This is a genomic window from Frigoribacterium sp. CFBP 8754 (assembly GCF_014841815.1).
Classification (GTDB): domain Bacteria; phylum Actinomycetota; class Actinomycetes; order Actinomycetales; family Microbacteriaceae; genus Frigoribacterium; species Frigoribacterium endophyticum.
On the sequence record NZ_JACYUO010000003.1, the window covers coordinates 283,512 to 299,157 of the forward strand.

General features: G+C 75.8%; 17 protein-coding genes. 11 read left to right on the plus strand and 6 right to left on the minus strand.

The genetic code is table 11. From position 1 onward, the window contains the following. Positions 1 to 400 precede the first annotated feature (400 nt). The 3 genes from IFT72_RS11825 to IFT72_RS11835 form a co-directional block, all read right to left on the minus strand. Positions 401 to 673 (minus strand): hypothetical protein, encoded by a 273-nt coding sequence (locus IFT72_RS11825; RefSeq protein ID WP_056058532.1) that lies wholly within the window; start codon positions 671 to 673, stop codon positions 401 to 403. A gap of 162 nt (positions 674 to 835) precedes the next feature. Further along, positions 836 to 1,930, minus strand: coding sequence for an alanine dehydrogenase (gene ald / locus IFT72_RS11830; RefSeq protein WP_056058535.1), 1,095 nt, complete (start codon positions 1,928 to 1,930; stop codon positions 836 to 838). 85 nt (positions 1,931 to 2,015) lie between these two features. Then, positions 2,016 to 2,303: a hypothetical protein gene (locus IFT72_RS11835; protein ID WP_056058539.1), complete on the minus strand. Its 288-nt coding sequence runs from the start codon at positions 2,301 to 2,303 to the stop codon at positions 2,016 to 2,018. Between the two features lie 141 nt (positions 2,304 to 2,444). Between IFT72_RS11835 and IFT72_RS16430 the strand changes: the two genes are divergently transcribed. The 6 genes from IFT72_RS16430 to IFT72_RS11860 all read left to right on the plus strand — a co-directional run bounded on the left by IFT72_RS16430 (position 2,445) and on the right by IFT72_RS11860 (position 8,639). Further along, positions 2,445 to 2,960 (plus strand): ANTAR domain-containing protein, encoded by a 516-nt coding sequence (locus IFT72_RS16430; RefSeq protein WP_185230899.1) that lies wholly within the window; start codon positions 2,445 to 2,447, stop codon positions 2,958 to 2,960. Beyond that, positions 2,957 to 3,670 carry a GAF and ANTAR domain-containing protein gene (locus tag IFT72_RS11845; protein WP_192046546.1) on the plus strand — a complete coding sequence of 238 codons (714 nt, stop codon included), beginning with the start codon at positions 2,957 to 2,959 and terminating at the stop codon, positions 3,668 to 3,670. The genes IFT72_RS16430 and IFT72_RS11845 overlap by 4 nt, the downstream gene beginning before the upstream one ends. Before the next feature lie 59 nt (positions 3,671 to 3,729). Beyond that, on the plus strand, positions 3,730 to 5,100 hold the full coding sequence (locus tag IFT72_RS11850; protein ID WP_056058547.1) for a GNAT family N-acetyltransferase: 1,371 nt from the start codon (positions 3,730 to 3,732) through the stop codon (positions 5,098 to 5,100). A gap of 103 nt (positions 5,101 to 5,203) precedes the next feature. After that, positions 5,204 to 6,418 (plus strand): acyl-CoA dehydrogenase, encoded by a 1,215-nt coding sequence (locus IFT72_RS16110; protein ID WP_244634427.1) that lies wholly within the window; start codon positions 5,204 to 5,206, stop codon positions 6,416 to 6,418. Next, positions 6,412 to 7,815, plus strand: a complete 1,404-nt coding sequence (locus tag IFT72_RS16115; protein ID WP_371741279.1) for a PIG-L family deacetylase — start codon at positions 6,412 to 6,414, stop codon at positions 7,813 to 7,815. Before IFT72_RS16110 ends, IFT72_RS16115 begins: the two co-directional genes overlap by 7 nt. Beyond that, positions 7,812 to 8,639, plus strand: coding sequence for a glycosyltransferase family 2 protein (locus IFT72_RS11860; RefSeq protein ID WP_371741280.1), 828 nt, complete (start codon positions 7,812 to 7,814; stop codon positions 8,637 to 8,639). The genes IFT72_RS16115 and IFT72_RS11860 overlap by 4 nt, the downstream gene beginning before the upstream one ends. 681 nt (positions 8,640 to 9,320) lie before the next feature. Here the strand turns inward: IFT72_RS11860 and IFT72_RS11865 are convergent. Further along, positions 9,321 to 9,941, minus strand: coding sequence for a MarR family winged helix-turn-helix transcriptional regulator (locus IFT72_RS11865; RefSeq protein ID WP_206758288.1), 621 nt, complete (start codon positions 9,939 to 9,941; stop codon positions 9,321 to 9,323). A gap of 268 nt (positions 9,942 to 10,209) precedes the next feature. Between IFT72_RS11865 and IFT72_RS11870 the strand changes: the two genes are divergently transcribed. From IFT72_RS11870 to IFT72_RS11880, 3 genes are all read left to right on the plus strand, one after another. Further along, positions 10,210 to 10,746: a hypothetical protein gene (locus tag IFT72_RS11870; protein WP_192046548.1), complete on the plus strand. Its 537-nt coding sequence runs from the start codon at positions 10,210 to 10,212 to the stop codon at positions 10,744 to 10,746. Positions 10,747 to 10,952: 206 nt separating this feature from the next. Continuing rightward, the gene (locus IFT72_RS11875; RefSeq protein ID WP_244634502.1) at positions 10,953 to 11,624 is read left to right on the plus strand and encodes an ABC transporter ATP-binding protein; all 672 of its coding nucleotides are present in this window, start codon (positions 10,953 to 10,955) and stop codon (positions 11,622 to 11,624) included. Beyond that, positions 11,621 to 13,018, plus strand: coding sequence for an ABC transporter permease (locus IFT72_RS11880; protein WP_056058560.1), 1,398 nt, complete (start codon positions 11,621 to 11,623; stop codon positions 13,016 to 13,018). Before IFT72_RS11875 ends, IFT72_RS11880 begins: the two co-directional genes overlap by 4 nt. A gap of 64 nt (positions 13,019 to 13,082) precedes the next feature. Here the strand turns inward: IFT72_RS11880 and IFT72_RS11885 are convergent, their stop codons facing one another. After that, the gene (locus tag IFT72_RS11885) at positions 13,083 to 13,580 is read right to left on the minus strand and encodes a glutathione peroxidase (RefSeq protein ID WP_185230912.1); all 498 of its coding nucleotides are present in this window, start codon (positions 13,578 to 13,580) and stop codon (positions 13,083 to 13,085) included. 143 nt (positions 13,581 to 13,723) lie between these two features. Here IFT72_RS11885 and IFT72_RS11890 point away from each other — a divergent pair, with 143 nt between their 5' ends. Continuing rightward, positions 13,724 to 14,683 carry a helix-turn-helix transcriptional regulator gene (locus IFT72_RS11890; RefSeq protein ID WP_192046550.1) on the plus strand — a complete coding sequence of 320 codons (960 nt, stop codon included), beginning with the start codon at positions 13,724 to 13,726 and terminating at the stop codon, positions 14,681 to 14,683. 43 nt (positions 14,684 to 14,726) lie between these two features. On the opposite strand, the gene IFT72_RS11895 is transcribed toward IFT72_RS11890, so the two are convergent. Further along, complete coding sequence (locus IFT72_RS11895) at positions 14,727 to 15,020, minus strand: hypothetical protein (protein ID WP_192046551.1); 294 nt, start codon at positions 15,018 to 15,020, stop codon at positions 14,727 to 14,729. A gap of 211 nt (positions 15,021 to 15,231) precedes the next feature. Between IFT72_RS11895 and IFT72_RS11900 the strand changes: the two genes are divergently transcribed. Further along, complete coding sequence (locus IFT72_RS11900; protein WP_056058571.1) at positions 15,232 to 15,606, plus strand: hypothetical protein; 375 nt, start codon at positions 15,232 to 15,234, stop codon at positions 15,604 to 15,606. Positions 15,607 to 15,646 lie beyond the last annotated feature (40 nt).

Here is a 15,646-nt window from a genome sequence, read left to right on the forward strand (position 1 = left end):
GCCGGGAGATCGCTGCGGCGAGTCTGGCACCGCGACCTGCGACCGGCCTCAGGTCGCACCTACCGCATCCGTCCCCCTCCCCGCGATGTGGACAAGTCGGGCGCGAGATCGAGAGTTATCCACAGGGCTAGCCCTCGCCGAAAGTGCTGGTCACAGAGCTATGAGTGAATTACACCGGTGTGATTTCCACACCTTTGTCCCCAGTTGTCCCCAGTTCTCCACGGGGCGGGCGGCGTGTCGGCACAGGTTCTCCACACGTCATCCACACCCTGTCGACAACTCGTGACTCGGGTGCCGACGCCGGGCGGGGGTGGGCGACCCACGCGAGATGTCGCGTCCTGGGTCGTCACGGACTCCCAGGGCCCAGATCGAGTCACCTCGGTCGAGGGGCGGCCTCGCCTCAGTCGTAGACGCGGCCCAGCACCCACCGGCCCGCGGCGTCGCGCAGCACCTCGAACATGTGGGTCGTGCCGACCCCGTCGGTGGCCTGGAACCGCCACCCGACGAACTGCCGTGGTGGGTGCGTGATGAGCGCGTGCACGAAGGTCGGCTCGTCGAAGAGCTTCGTCGGCATGTCGGAGACGCGGTACCGCACCCCGTCGTGCACGAGCCGGTCGGGCACCTCGTCGACGAACCAGAGCGCGACGTCGGATCGGGTCGTGGAGATGTTCATCAGGGCCGCCTCTCTCGAACACGTGTTCGAACAGGGGTCGAGTGTAGGCAGCCCCTCCGACGCTCCGCAAGCGCTCCGGCGCGTCGCCCGCGGACACCGGCGCATCGCGCCGAGGCACTCGGGAGCACGCTGCGGCGCGCCCTCCGGCGGGCCCTCCCTCGCCTAGCCCAGCGGCAGCCCGAGCGCCGTCGCGACCCCGGCGTTCGTGACGCGCCCGCCCACGACGTTGAGCCCGAGCGCGAGGGCCGGGTCCGCCTCGGTCGCCGCACGCCAGCCGTGGTCGGCGAGCGCCGCCACGTAGGGCAGCGTCGCCGCCGTGAGCGCCCGCGTCGACGTCTCCGGCACGGCGCCGGGCATGTTGGCGACGCAGTAGTACACGGCGTCGTGCACCGCGAAGGTGGGGTCGTCGTGCGTGGTCGGGCGCGACCCCTCGAAGCAGCCGCCCTGGTCGATCGCGATGTCGACGAGCACCGCACCGGCCTTCATGCCGGCGACCATCTCGTCGGTCACGAGCTTCGGCGCCGCGGCTCCGGGCACGAGCACCGACCCGATCACGAGGTCGGCGTCGCGCACCTGCGCCGCGATCTCCCACGGCGACGAGTGCCGCGTGGCGACGCGCCCGTCGAAGCGCGCCTCGAGGCTCCGGAGGCGCGGCAGCGACAGGTCGACCACCGTCACGTCGGCGCCCAGGCCGACGGCGGCGGCCGCCGCGTGCTCGCCGGCGACGCCCCCGCCGATCACGACGACCTTCGCGCGCGGGGTGCCCGGGACGCCGCCGAGCAGGGTCCCGCGACCGCCGGAGGCGCGCATCAGGTGGTACGCCCCCACCGTGATCGACAGCCGCCCGGCCACCTCGCTCATCGGCTGCAGCAGCGGCAGCGAGCGGTCGGCCAGCTGCACCGTCTCGTAAGCGATCGCGGTCGTGCCCGAGGCGACCAGCGCCTCCGTCAGGGCCCGGTCGGCCGCGAGGTGCAGGTACGTGAAGAGCACCTGGTCGGCACGGAGGCGGGCGTGCTCCTCGGCGACGGGCTCCTTGACCTTGACGAGCAGGTCGGCGGCGTCCCACACGGCCGCGGGGCCGTCGACGACCGTCGCGCCCGCCGCGGCGAAGTCGGCGTCGGAGAGACGCGAGCCGAGGCCCGCCCCCGACTGCACGAGCACCTCGTGGCCCCGGCGCACCAGGGCGTCGACCCCGGCGGGCGTGATCGCCACGCGGGCCTCGTTGTTCTTGATCTCGGTGGGCACGCCGACGCGCATGGGGGCTCCGTCCGTCTCGCGGTCGTGTCGACGTCTCTGTCGGGTGACCGGGTGCCTCCATCGTGGCCCGTCGGCGACGCGGGGGCTACCAGGCGTACTCGTCGAAGTCGATGGCGGCGTCGATGCGCGCCCACTCCGTGGCTTCCTCCGGCTCGTGGGCCGCGTCGACGGGCTCGGTCGGCACCGACTGGAGGCGCACGACGCTCGACGCCGTGACGAGCACCGAGACCAGGCCGTGCGCGACCGTCGAGAAGTCGACGAAGTCCGCTCCCTGTCGGGCGACGGCCGAGATGCGGGCCTTGAGGGCGCCCACGTCGACCGAGGGGTCGAGGTGGTAGAGCTGGCCGTCGATGCTCAGGCTGGTGACGTTCACGGTGACCCCGTCCGGTAGAGCGGCCGAGGCCGCGTGTCCGCCGCTCCCGGGGTCCGGGGGAACGGTCTCTCGTGCTCCGATGGTCGCACGTCACGGGGCCCCGGCGACAGGGTCGGCGGTACGGTTGACTCCGAGACCGGAGTGTGCAGGGAGGGCTGGGACGCCGTCGCCGCCCGCCGACCGGTGCTCGAGCCCGACGTCGCGGGCTCGCCCGTGCGCGTCTGGCCCGCGTTCTCGCGGGCGCTCGCCGACGAGCCGATCGGTGCCCTCTTCGCCTTCCCCCTGCTGCTCGGCCCGCTCGCGCTCGGCGCCATGGACCTCTGGTGCGACGACGCGCACGACCTGAGCGACGAGCACGCCCTCCGCGCCTCCGCCCTGGCCCGCGAGGTCAGCCGCCACCTGCTGCGCGCCGCCGTCCGCGAGATCGCCGACGAGCAGCACGACGACGCCGTGACCGACCGCTTCTCGCGCCGGCACGTCCACCAGGCCACCGGCATGGTGCTCGCCCAGGTCGGCGTCTCGCCCGAGGACGCCGAGCTGCTGCTGCAGGGCCACGCCTTCGCCACCGGGACGTCGATGCGCGAGGTCGCCGACGACGTCCTGGCCGGTCGCCTCAGCTTCGCCACACGCCCCACGGGCATCGAGGAGTCATCATGACGGAATCCACACGGGAGGCCGCTCTCGTCGACGCCTTCACCACCCTGGCCGACTCGCTCGTCGCGGGCTTCGACGTCATCGAGCTGCTGCAGTCGCTCGTCGAGACCTGCCACGACCTGCTCCACGTCTCGGAGGGGGGCATCCTGCTCGCCGACGACTCGGGCGAGCTCGAGGTCGTCGCCTCGACGAGCGAGGCGACCTCGCTCGTCGAGACCATGCAGCTCGACGCGGAGGAGGGGCCCTGCTGGGAGTGCTTCCGCACCGGCAAGGTCGTCTCGGTCACCTCGCTCGACGAGGGCGACGCCCGCTGGCCGCGCTTCGCCCGCGTCGCGCGCGAGCAGGGCTTCCGCTCGGTGCACGCCGTGCCCCTGCGCCTCCGCGAGACCGTGATCGGCACGCTCAACCTGCTGCGGCACGAGCCCGGCGAGCTCAACGAGCGCGACGTGCGCGTGGCGCAGGCGCTCGCCGACGTCGCGACCATCGGCATCGTGCAGGAGAGGACGCTGCGCGAGAGCACCGCCGTCCAGGCCCAGCTGCAGTCGGCGCTGACCACCCGCGTCGTCATCGAGCAGGCGAAGGGCGTGCTCGCCCACACGCACGACGTCAGCACCGACCAGGCCTTCGAGCTGATGCGGTCGCATGCGCGGCGCACCCGCACGCGCCTCGCCGACGTCGCCCGCGGGCTCGTGGAGCGGCGGCTGACGCTCTAGCCGTCGGCTCCTCCCTCCGGCCGACGACAGCGTCGGCGGCGCGCCCTACGCTGGCCGTCGTGGCTCCCTTCGACGACGACTTCGACATCCGTTCCTTCCCCGCCGCGCTCGAGCCGACCCCGGTCGCCGATGCGGGCGACGACGCTGACGGTGCCGCCGGCGACGCCGCGGGCGACGGCGCCGCGCCCGCCGACCCGCGCGCCGACGCCGACTCGACGGCCTGGACGCGGGCGGTCACCCTCGGCTTCCACAACGCTGAGCCCGACGCCGGCACGATCGGCCGCGAGACGCAGCGCGGCGTCGTCGACGGCCGGCTCTACACGGGCGTCTACGCGAAGGAGGCGCGGGAGGGCTCCCTCGCCGCGTCCGGAGTGCCCGTGGGCACCTTCGTCAGCCTCACCCGCTCGATCAACGTCGGCGGCGGGCGCCTCCTCGACGCGCACCTCGTCTCGGGCGTGACCGTGCAGCCGACCTACCGCCGTCGGGGCATCCTCCGCAGGTTGATGACCGACGACCTCGCCGCCGCGAAGGGCGCGGGCCTCGCGGTGGCCGCGCTGACCGCCAGCGAGGGCGTGATCTACCGACGGTTCGGGTTCGGGCCGGCCACCCGCGAACGCAAGGTCGAGGTCGACCGGCGCCGCGCCTCCGGCCTGCTCTCCGAGCCCGCGGGCAGCGTCGACCTGGTCGCCCGCGACGAGGCGTTCGAGGCGACGGCCCGCGAGGTCTTCGCCCGGTTCCACCGCCGCAGCCCGGGGTCGATCGACCGGCACGAGGGCGTCTGGTCGCACCGGCTGCACGGCGGCCGGCCGGGCGGCGTCTCCGACCCCGCGATCCGCGCCGCGGTGCACCGTGACCCCGCGGGCGCGGTCGACGGCTACGTCACCTACAAGCTCGACGAGGGCGCGACGACCGTGCTGATCGTCACCGACCTCGTGGCGGCGAGCGACGACGCGTACCTCGGCCTCTGGCAGCTGCTGCTCGAGGTCGACCTCGTCGACACCGTCCGCTACGAGCAGGCTCCCCAGGCCGACCCGCTGCTGCACGCGCTGGTCGACCCCCGCGCGATGCGCATCACCCACGACGAGGACCACGTCTGGCTGCGCGTGCTCGACCCCGTGGCGGCGCTGCAGGCGCGGCCGTGGTCGGCCGACGGGGTCGTCACGCTCGCGGTCGCCGACGCCCTGGGGCACGCGGCCGGCACCTTCCGGGTCACGAGCGAGGGCGGCTCGGCGACCGTCAAGCGCGCGGGCGTCCGCCGGGCCGACCTCGACCTCGACGTCGCCACGCTGGGCTCGCTCTGGCTCGGCGGCGTCGACCCCGTGACGCTCGCCGGGGCCGGTCTCGTCCGCGAGCGCCGCGCGGGCGCGGTGCAGTCGCTCCGGGCGATGCTCGCGCCCGACCGGCCGCTGCACGGCATCACCTCGTTCTGACGGCGGGCCCGGCCGCTCGGGCGGCCGGGAGCGCACACGCCGCCGTGCCCTCTGTGGGGGACAACGCTGGGTGCAGGCCGTGCACGCCCCGTACGGTCGGAGCATGCACTTGTCGCGCGCCGTCCCGCCAGGGTCGACGACCTCCTTCGTCCGTGCTCACCTGCCGGCCTCCGTCGCCGAGGCCCTGGGCCTCGCCGCGAGCCTGACCGGCCCCGGGCGGCGGGGAGGCGCGGTGCCCGCCCCCGGCACCGGCCACACCGCGGACCTCTGGCGCGCGCTGGCCACGCTCGCCGCCCACGACCTCTCCGCGGCGCGGGCCGTCGAGCCGCACCTCGACGCGGTGGCCGTCCTCGAGCAGGCGCGGGAGGCCGGGCAGGTGGCGCCGGCCGTCGCGGGCGCTGCGGGCGCTGCTGGCTCGGGTGGCCGGGCCTCCGCGGCCGGGCCGGTCTGGGGCGTCTTCGCCGCCGAGGGCCCGGGGGTGCGGCTCGACGCCACGCGGGCCCCGACCATCGCTGTCGACCCCGACGACCCCGCCGCCCCCGCTGCCGACGGCGCCGCGACCGCCGCCCCCGAGCGCTGGACGCTCACCGGCGTCAAGCCGTGGTGCTCCCTCGCCGGCCAGCTCGACGCGGCCCTCGTCACCGCCTGGGCGGGCGACGAGCGCCGTCTCTTCGCGGTCGACCTGCACCAGCCCGGCGTCGAGGTCGTCCCGGGCACGTGGCACGCCCGCGGCCTGGTCGACATCCCCTCGGGCCCCGTCCGTTTCGACGACGTCGCGGCGAGCCCGGTCGGCGAGCCCGGCTGGTACCTGCGCCGCCCGGGCTTCGAGTGGGGCGGCATCGGCGTCGCCGCCTGCTGGTACGGCGGAGCGGTCGGCGTCGCCCGCACCCTCCACGCCGCGACGGTCGGCCGCGAGCCCGACCCCTGGCGGCTCCGCGCCCTCGGGGTGGTCGACGAGCGCCTCGGCGACGCGCGGCGTGCGCTCGCCGAGGCCGCCGACCTCGTCGACGCGGGCGAGGCCACCGGTCGCGAGGGGCGCCTCCTCGCCAAGCGGGTGCGGGGCACGGTGGCCCGCGCCGCCGACGACGTGCTCACCGCCGTCGGCAGGGCCCTCGGGCCCGCGCCCCTGGCGCTCGACGCGGCGCACGCCGCCCGCGTCGCCGACCTCGAGCTGTACCTGCGCCAGCACCACGCGGAGAAGGACGAGGCGTCGCTCGGCGGCGCCGTCCGCGAGCGGGCGCTCGACCGCGTGGCCGAGCCCGTCGAGCCCGCCGCCGACGGGGTCGACGCCGCCGGGGAGGGGGTGGACCCGTGGTGAGCTTCGACGCCCGCGAGCCCGGCACCTCCGTCGCGACGTGGGAGGCCGACCCGCGCCTGGCGGCGCTGCCGGCTGCACCGCGCCTCCCCGGCTCCCTGCTCGTGCTCGCGGCCCACGCCGACGACGAGACGCTCGGCGCCGGCTCGCTGATCGCCGCCGCCGCCCGGCGGGGGCAGCCCGTCACGGTCGTCGTCGTCACGGACGGCACCGCCTCGCACCCGGCGTCGGAGACGACGACGAGCGCCGAGCTCGGCGAGGTCCGGCGCCGCGAGGCCAGGGCGGCCCTCGACGAGCTCGGCCCCGGGGTCCGGCTCGTGATGCTCGGCGTGCCCGACGGGGCCGTGCGGGAGCACCGCGAGGCCGTGCGCGACCGGCTCGTCGACCTCGTCGACGAGCTCGCTCCCTCCGCGGTCGTGTCGACCTGGCGCGGCGACGGGCACCGCGACCACCGCGTGCTCGGCGAGGTGGCGGCCGAGGTCGTCGCCGGAGCGCACCCGGCGCCCGAGCTGCTCGAGTACCCGGTCTGGATGTGGCACTGGGGCTCGCCCGACCACCCCGACGTCCCGTGGGCGCAGCTGGTCCAGCTGACGGTGGACGAGGAGGCGCGGGTCGCGCGCCAGCACGCCCTCGCCCGCTACGTCAGCCAGGTCAGGCCGCTCTCCGCGCGCCCGGGCGACGAGGCGGTGCTGCGGCCGGAGTTCCTCGCCCACTTCGCCGCCGGGCGCGACGTGTTCGTGCGCTCCGTGCCCGCGGACGTCCCCGTCGACGTGCCCGTCGCCGGTGACGCCCCCGCCGACGACGCCTCGCGCTTCGACGGGACGCACGCCGCCCGCGACGACCCGTGGGGCGTCACGACGCGGTGGTACGAGCGGCGCAAGCGCGCCCTGGTGCTCGGGGCCCTGCCCGACGAGCGGTACGGCGCGGTGCTCGAGGTCGGCTGCTCGATCGGCGTCGTGACGAGCGAGCTCGCCGCCCGGGCCGACCGGGTGCTCGCGCTCGACGTCTCGCCGGTGGCCGTGCAGCGTGCCCGCGAGCGGCTCGCCGACCAGCCGCACGTGCGGGTGGAGCGGGCCGACGCCTCCGAGGGGCTGCCCGAGGGGCGCTGGGACCTCGTCGTGCTCGGCGAGGTCGGCTACTACCTCGAGCCCGGTGCGCTGACCGCCCTGCTCGACGGCGTCGCCGCCGCGCTGATGGCGACCGGAACGCTCGTGGCCTGCCACTGGCGGCACGGGGCCGACGACTTCGCCCAGGGCGGCGACGAGGTGCACGCCGTGCTGGCCGACTGGGCCGAGCGCGCCGGGCTGCGCCGCGTGGTGCAGCACGTCGAGGCCGACTTCCTGCTCGACGTGTTCTCGCTCGACGGCCGGTCCGTCGCCGAGCGGACGGGCCTCCGGTGAGCGCGCCCGCGCCCTGCGCCGTGCCCGCCGACGACGCGCGCGACCGGGCCTCCGTCGTGGAGCCGGCCCGCGACTCCTCGCCGGCCCCGGTCGTCGGGGTCGCCGTCGTCGTGCCGGCCCGCGACGAGCAGGAGCTGATCGAGCGCTGCCTCGCCTCCGTCGCCGAGGCGCGGCGTCACCTGGTCGAGGAGCGCCCGGAGGCGAGGGTCGTCGTCGTCGTCGTCGTCGTGGCCGACGGCTGCACGGACGACACCGTGCGGCTCGCAAGGGCCGTGCCGGGAGTCACCGTGCTCGAGACCAGCGTCCACAACGTCGGGCTCGCGCGGTCGACCGGCGTCGAGTGGGCGCTCGTGGAGCTGCGCCGGGGCGAGTGCCGGGGCGGGCCGGACGACGGGCCCGCGACCACCGCGGACCGCGTGTGGATCGCCAACACGGACGCCGACTCGCAGGTGCCGCCGGCCTGGCTGACGTCGCAGCTCGACGAGGCCGACGCCGGGGCGGACGTCGTGGTCGGCACCGTCCGGCCCGACTTCGCCGACCTCAGCCGGGAGCAGGTCGCCGCCTGGACGGCCCGCCACACGCCCGGGCGGCCGAACGGGCACGTGCACGGGGCGAACCTCGGGGTGCGGGCGTCGCGCTACGCGGAGGCGGGGGGCTTCGGCGACCTCGACCTGCACGAGGACGTGACGCTCGTCGGGCGGCTGCGCGCGGCGGGGGCGACCCTGCTGGCGTCGGAGGCGGGCGAGGTGCTGACCTCGGGGCGTCGCGTCGGCCGCACGCGCGGCGGCTACGCGGGCTACCTCGCGAACGACCTGCTCGCCTGAGCGCCGGGCGCCGGCGCCCGGCGCCCGGCGCCGCGCCGCGCCGCGCCGCACATCGAGGTGACCCTTCCTGGGCCCTCCTCCGCACGGAGGCCCCAGGAAGGGTCACCTCGACGTCGTCGCCCGGCGCGGTGCGGCTGGCTCGCTGCTGCGGTGGCCGGCCAGGACGTCGTGGTCGAGAAACGTCGATCCACTCTGGAGTGGAGCAGCGGGGGTTGAGAAGACGTCTCCCCGAAGTCGTCCTCCACTCTGGAGTGGAGGAGCGGGACCGCGGGCGCTGTTCGCCCCGAGGGCCGTGCTCCACTCTGGGGTGGAGGAGCGGGAGTCTGGTCGCTGTTCGCCCCGAGGGCCGTGCTCCACTCTGGGGTGGAGGAGCGGGAGTCTGGTCGCTGCTCGCCCCGAGGGCCGTGCTCCACTCTGGGGTGGAGGAGCGGGAGTCCGGGCGCTGTTCGCCCCGAGGGCCGTGCTCCACTCTGGGGTGGAGGAGCGGGAACGCGGGCGTCCTCCGTCGGCGTCGTTCTCCACTGTGGAGTGGAGGAGCAGGCACCCGCTCATCCTCCACCGGGGGTCGTCCTCCACTCCGGAGTGGATCGACGTTCCTGGACCGTCTCGTGCTGGCCGGCGCGCGGCGCGGCGGGGACGCGGCGCGGCGGGGACGCGGCGCGGCGGGGACGCGCGACGCGACTACTCGGAGGGCAGCGCCCCGTTGCGGTCCAGCGCCGCACCGAAGTCGAGGAAGGCGTCCGCCATGCCGCGGTACTGCGGCGCGCTGAAGACCTCGCTGAACGAGCGGCGGTAGACGCCGGCGATCTCGATCGCGGCCGCGCGGCCCTCCTCGGTGAGGCTGACGATCACGCTGCGACGGTCGCCCGGGTTCGGGCGACGGTCGAGGTGCCCGCTGTCGATCAGCCGGTCGACCAGGTTCGTCATGGCGCCGCTCGAGAGCTCGAGGTACTCCGCGGCGCGCTTCGGCGTCACCGCGTCGCCCGCGGCCGACACGTAGAACAGGAACCGCAGGTCGGTGAGCCCGAGCCCGTGCTGACCGCCCTGGTGGCTCAGCACCCGCGAGTGGTGCAGCATCAGCAGCCGGAACGAGTTCAGCAGGCGGTCGAGGTCGAGCTCCGCGTCGACCTCGGAGAACGGCGGCCGGTCGAGGGCCGCGAGCGGGTCCTCGTCGAGCTCGGGGTCGAGCTCGGGGTCGAGCTCGGCGTCGCGCCCGAGCTCCGTCTCGTCGGCGGGCGAGGCGGCGTCGGGAGCCGGGAGGGTGGTCGAGGTCTGGCCGTCCGTGGCCGTGGTCATCGTCATGGTGCTCCGGTCTGGGGGCGGCCTGTCGGCGCCCGGTCGGGGTGGGGACGCCGTCCGTGGCCTCTCCGTGCCTCTCATGTTCCGTGAATCTCGACCGTCGAGATACCCCCACTACTGGGCGGCCCGGCAGCGCGGGCCCCGGGAGGGTCACCGAGGGCACGCAGCGGACCCCGGGGAGTCGCGGCGTCGGCAGGGGGGACAACCCCCGTCCCGCTCCGGGTGGTGCCGTCATGTCGGCCGCCCCCGCCCCGCGGCGACGATGGATCCCATGCAGAAGACCTCCGCCCCCGGCCCCGCCGCTCGCCCCGTCCGCCCCGCCCGCCGCGCCGCCCGCCTCGCGCTCGTCGCCTCCGCCGCCGTCTCCGTGGTCGCCCTCACCGGCTGCTCCGCGATCACCGACGCGGCGCTCGCCGCCGTCGGCTCCGCCCCGGTCCAGGAGCGTCACTTCGACACCGCCGGGGAGGCGCCCCGCCCGTCGAACTCCGACGATGTGGCCTGGTTCCTGCCCGAGTGGGTGCCCTCGGACGCCCGCGACATCGACGTCCGCCTGCACACCTCGCAGCCGGGCTACGAGATCAGCTTCACCAGCGCCGACGGCGTCGACCTCACGGCCTGCGAGCCCGTCGACGGCGACCTCGGCGGCCCCGCCCTCGAGCCCGAGGTGCTGCCCGACGACCTGCCCGCGACGGGCCTCGTCAGCTGCGGCGACGGCCGCGTCACCGCGCAGGTCGGCGACCGCTGGCTCGGCTGGACCACCGCCGAGCCCGTCCCCGGCGACGACGGCTCGGGCACGCTCCGCGGCTGACCCGCCCCGCACCCCCTCGCCCCCCCGACTCCCCTCCCACCTCCTCCCCGGAAGGCCCCCTCGTGACGCACCCCACCGCCGCCCGCCCCGCACAGCCGGCCCGCGACTCCTCCGCTCCGTCCGCCCCCGCCGGAGGCGCGGCGCCGGTCGCCCGGCTCGCCGACGTCTCGAAGACCTACGGCCGGGGCGACGGCCGCGTCGAGGCGCTGCGAGGCGTGTCGCTCGAGCTCCGCGCCGGCGAGTTCACCGCCGTGATGGGGCCGAGCGGGTCGGGCAAGTCGACCCTCATGCACCTCGCCGCCGGCCTCGACACCGCCACCTCGGGGCAGGTGCTGCTCGGCGACACCGACATCACGCACCTCGACGACACGGCCCTCACCCTGCTGCGTCGCCGCCGCGTCGGCTTCGTCTTCCAGGCGTTCAACCTCGTGCCGACCCTCGACGTGACCGGCAACGTCGAGCTGCCGTTCCGCCTCGACGGGCGGCGCCCCGACGCCGACGAGCGCGCCTGGATCGACCGCCTCGTCGAGACCCTCGGTCTCGGCCCGCGCCTCGGCCACCGGCCCCACCAGCTCTCGGGCGGACAGCAGCAGCGCGTCGCCATCGTGCGCGCCCTCGCCACGCGGCCCGACCTGGTCTTCGCCGACGAGCCGACCGGCAACCTCGACTCGCGCACCGGGCGCGCCGTGCTCGAGGTGCTCGCCGCGGCGTCGCGCGAGCACGGCCAGAGCATCGCGATGGTCACCCACGACCCGGTGGCCGCCAGCTACGCCGACCGCGTCGTCTTCCTCGCCGACGGCCGCGTCGTGAACGAGGTCGGCCGCAGCACGCCCGCCGAGGTCTCCGCCGTCATGCTCGAGCTCGAGGCCGCCGCGTGAGCGCCCGCGAGCTCCTGGCCGAGCACCGCCCGAGCATCCTCGTCACGACCCTCGCCACCACCTTCGGCGTCGCCCTCGTCGGCGCGACCCGGGTGCTCGACCAGGCCCTCCGCGCCGACCCCGTCGCCGGCGACAGCGCCACCGTCGGCCAGATGCTCGGGGTCGTCGCCGTCGTGGTGATCGGGATCGCCCTGTACGTCGGCGCCGTCGTCACCGCGAACACCTTCGCGACCATCGTCGCGGGCCGCACCTCCACGATCGCGCTGATGCGCCTCCTCGGCTCCTCCTCCCGCCAGCAGCGCCGGGCCGTCGCGGGCGAGGGGCTCGTCGTCGGCCTCGTCGGCGCCGCCCTCGGCGCCGTGCTCGGCAGCGTGCTCGTCGTCGTCGCGGTCGCCGTGCTGGTCGGCCGCGGCACGCTGCCCGACCTGCCGTACTCCGTGGTGTCGGCCACCGCCCTGGCCCCGGCCGTCGTGGTCGTCGCGACCACCCTCGCCGCGGCCTGGGTGGGCTCGCGGAAGGTGCTCGCGGTCACGCCGCTGCAGGCGATCGGCACGGCGCAGGAGTCGCCGGCCCACGAGGCCCCGCGCCGCGTGCTGCGGACCGTCGTCAGCGCCGCCCTCGTCGTCGTCGGCGGGGCGCTGCTCGCCGCCGGCGTCGTGACCGGCCTCGCCGACGCGACCGGCGTCGTCGTCGCCTTCCTCGGCGGCGTCGTGTCGTTCACCGGGGTCGTCGTCGGCGCGCACCTCGTGATGCCCCTCGCTCTGCGCGGCGTCGGCCGGCTCGGCGGCAGCGGCGCCGTGGCCCGGCTCGCGGCGGAGAACGCCGTGCGCCACCCCGAGCGCAGCACCCGGGCCACGGTCGGCATCGTGATCGGCGTCACGCTCGTCTCGACCCTCGCGGTCGCCCTCGGCACGCTGCGCGCCGTCATCGAGAGCATGACGGCCGCCGACCCGGAGTACTTCGCCGAGCTCGACGCGCTGTTCAGCACGACCCTCCTCGTCGTCACGGCGCTCGTCGGGTTCTCGGCCCTCATCGCCGCCGTCGGCCTCGTCAACGACGTGTCGCTCAGCGTGCTGCAGCGTCGCCGCGAGCTCGGCCTGCTGCGCACCCTCGGCGCCACAGCCCGGCAGGTGAGGCTGATGGTGCTGCTCGAGGCCGCCCAGATGACCGTCGCCGCGGTGCTGCTCGGGCTGCTGCTCGGCGTCGTCTACGGCTGGGCGGGCGCGCAGTCGCTGCTCGGCTCGGCGGCCGGCGAGCTCGTGGTGCCCCAGGTGCCCGTCGGGCTCGTCGTGGCCCTCGTGGTCGCCGCCGCGGCCCTGGCGCTCGTGTCGTCGGCCGTGCCCGCCCGCCGGGCGACGTCGGTGCCCCCGGTCGTGGCCACCGCGGTCGCCTGACCGGAGGCCGGGCCCGGGCCCGAGCGCGGGCCCGAGCGCGGGCCCGAACCGGCCGGGCCCGGGCCTACGCCCCGGCGGGAGCGGGCAGCGCCGCCTCGATCACCGCGACGACCGCCGGGTCGTCGGGCTCGGTGGTCGGGCGGAAGCGGTGCACCGCCCCGTCGGGGGTGACGACGAACTTCTCGAAGTTCCACTTCACCTTGCCGGCCTTGCCCGCCGCGTCGGGCGTCTTCTTCAGCTCCGTGTAGAGCGGGTGCTCCGCCTTGCCGTTCACGCGCACCTTCTCCATCATCGGGAAGGTCACGCCCCAGGTCGCCGAGCAGTACTCGTCGATCGCCTCGGCCGAGCCGAGCTCCTGCAGGAACTGGTTGCTGGGGAAGCCCACGACCGTGAAGCCGCGCTCGCCGTAGGTGCGCTGCAGCTGCTCGAGCTTCTCGTACTGCGGCGCCAGGCCGCAGCGGGAGGCGACGTTCACGACCAGCACGACCTTGTCGGTGAAGGCCCCGAAGCGCGTGTGCTCGCCGCGGAGGGTGGTCAGGTCGATGTCGTCCAGAGTGGTCATGGGCTGACCGTACGCCCGGGGGCCGGGCGCCACCGGAGGGCTCGCTGCGACCGGGCTGTGCGGCATGCACGGGGCGACGCCCTCGGTCAAGCCCCCCTCCCCGAGTTGTCACCCGCGCCTCCCTCGTTGTTCACTCGTGTCTGATGGGTGACGAGGGCGACGATCGCGTCCGCATCGAAGCGGCCGGCACCGACCTCGACGAGGCCGTCGCCGTCTTCGAGCAGGGCTACAACGGCACGGGGCTCGTCGCGCGCGCGACGGAGCTCGATTTCTCGTACCGTCACTCCGCCACCGGCGACCCCGACCTGACGCTCCGCACCTCGAAGTTCTCCGGCGAGATCACCGGTACGATCGAGCCCCCCGGCGAGCACATCGTCCAGTGGCTGAGCCGCGGCCGTGCCGTGATGGACCTCGGGCGCGACGAGGTGCACGTCGAGGTCGGCGTGCCCGTGGTGTTCCCGCACGGGCGGCCGTTCGCGTTCCGCTACGCCGACTTCGAGCAGAACCTCGTGCACGTCGACGACGTGCTGCTGCACGAGGTCGCCGCCGAGCGGGAGGGCGCGGCCCCCGGCTCGCTCCACTTCGACCACTCCGTGCCGCCCTCGCCCGCGGCGCTCCGCACCTGGAACAGCACGGTGCGGCTCATCGCCCAGACCTACCTCGGCGGCGAGATCGCGCCCATGATGCGCGCCGAGATGGCCCGGCTCGCCGCCGTCGCGATGCTCCTCACCTTCAGCCACTCGTCGACGAGCCTGCCGGAGGCGCTGCTCGCGCCCCGGAACGCCTCGCTGCGGAGCGCGGTCGAGTACGTGCACGCCCACGCCCACCTGCCCATCACGGCCGCCGACGTCGCCCAGCACGCCGGCCTCACGGCGCGGGGGCTGCAGCAGTCGTTCAGCCGCCACCTCGAGACCACGCCCACGGAGTACCTGCGGGGGGTGCGCCTCGAGCGCGTCCACGAGGAGCTGCGGGCCGGGTCGCCCGACCGCGTCACGGTGGCCGAGGTGGCCCGCCGCTGGGCGTTCGCGCACCTCGGGCGGTTCAGCGCGGCGTACGTGAAGCGCTTCGGGGAGTACCCGCGCGACACGCTGCAGCGCGCGTAGGTCGGCGAGGCGGGCCGGGCGGGTGCCCGCCCACAGGCGGGCGTCAGGCGCCGGCGTCGACGGAGCCGCCCGCGGCCGCGGGGGAGGCGTCGGCGAAGAAGTCGCCGTACGAGGGCCCGGCGGCGACCGACCGGCGCCGACCGAGGGGCGGCACCACCGCGAGGCGTGCGTCGCGCGCGGGGCGGCGCTTCGGGTAGCCCTGGATGCGCACGGGCCGGGTCTCGGGGTCGGAGACGTAGCTGCTCGCGGCCTCGTCGAGCCCGGCGGCGAGCTCGGCGGCGCCCGGGGGCGGGGCGGAGGCCGGGTCGCTCGTGGTCGTGGTCGTGCTGGTGCTCACGTCTCCTCGTTCCTCGAGGATCGGCCAGCCTCGCAGTGTCGTGCGCGACGTCGTGCGACGGCGCCTCCTCAACCTAGGGAGGCGGCACCGGACCAGGCAGGCTGGTCGTCCCCGATGCGAACAGGGTGTGCCGTCGTCGGACGGCCGGGGGCTCACGACCATCCGCGCGTAGCGTGAGGGGCATGCAGACACCCCAGGCCGTGGCCCAGCCGTGAAGCGCCTCCACTACGTCGAGGGCCACGTGGTCACGGGCGACGACATCGCGGAGGCGGTGGTCGCCTACGCGCGCGCCCTCGCCCTCCGCGGGCGGTCCGACTCGGTCGACCTGCCCGGCATCGACGTCGACGGCGAGGAGCGTCGCTTCCAGCTGCTGCTCGGCCCCTCGAGCCAGATGCTCGTCTCGCACGAGCCGTGGCACGGCGACGAGCTGACCGACGAGGCGCTGGTCGCCGACGTGGGCCGACGTGGCCTGCTGATCTCGGGCCCCGACCCCGTGACCACGCCGAGCGGCGGCAGCCCCGTCGCGCTCGTGCCCCTCGAGGCCGACGAGTTCACGCCGGTCGAGATCAGCTCGCCCGAGGGCTGAGTCGGCCCGGCCCCGGCACCCGCGACCAGGTGCCCCGACG

What these genes read in the sequence shown, in the direction of transcription:
- IFT72_RS11845 (WP_192046546.1), top strand. Translation starts at nt 2,957, where the DNA reads ATGACGGAATCCACACGGGAGGCCGCTCTCGTCGACGCCTTCACCACC.
- IFT72_RS11865 (WP_206758288.1), bottom strand. Translation starts at nt 9,941, where the DNA reads ATGACGATGACCACGGCCACGGACGGCCAGACCTCGACCACCCTCCCG.
- IFT72_RS11825 (WP_056058532.1), bottom strand. Translation starts at nt 673, where the DNA reads ATGAACATCTCCACGACCCGATCCGACGTCGCGCTCTGGTTCGTCGAC.
- IFT72_RS11890 (WP_192046550.1), top strand. Translation starts at nt 13,724, where the DNA reads ATGGGTGACGAGGGCGACGATCGCGTCCGCATCGAAGCGGCCGGCACC.
- IFT72_RS11885 (WP_185230912.1), bottom strand. Translation starts at nt 13,580, where the DNA reads ATGACCACTCTGGACGACATCGACCTGACCACCCTCCGCGGCGAGCAC.
- ald (WP_056058535.1), bottom strand. Translation starts at nt 1,930, where the DNA reads ATGCGCGTCGGCGTGCCCACCGAGATCAAGAACAACGAGGCCCGCGTG.
- IFT72_RS16110 (WP_244634427.1), top strand. Translation starts at nt 5,204, where the DNA reads ATGCACTTGTCGCGCGCCGTCCCGCCAGGGTCGACGACCTCCTTCGTC.
- IFT72_RS11870 (WP_192046548.1), top strand. Translation starts at nt 10,210, where the DNA reads ATGCAGAAGACCTCCGCCCCCGGCCCCGCCGCTCGCCCCGTCCGCCCC.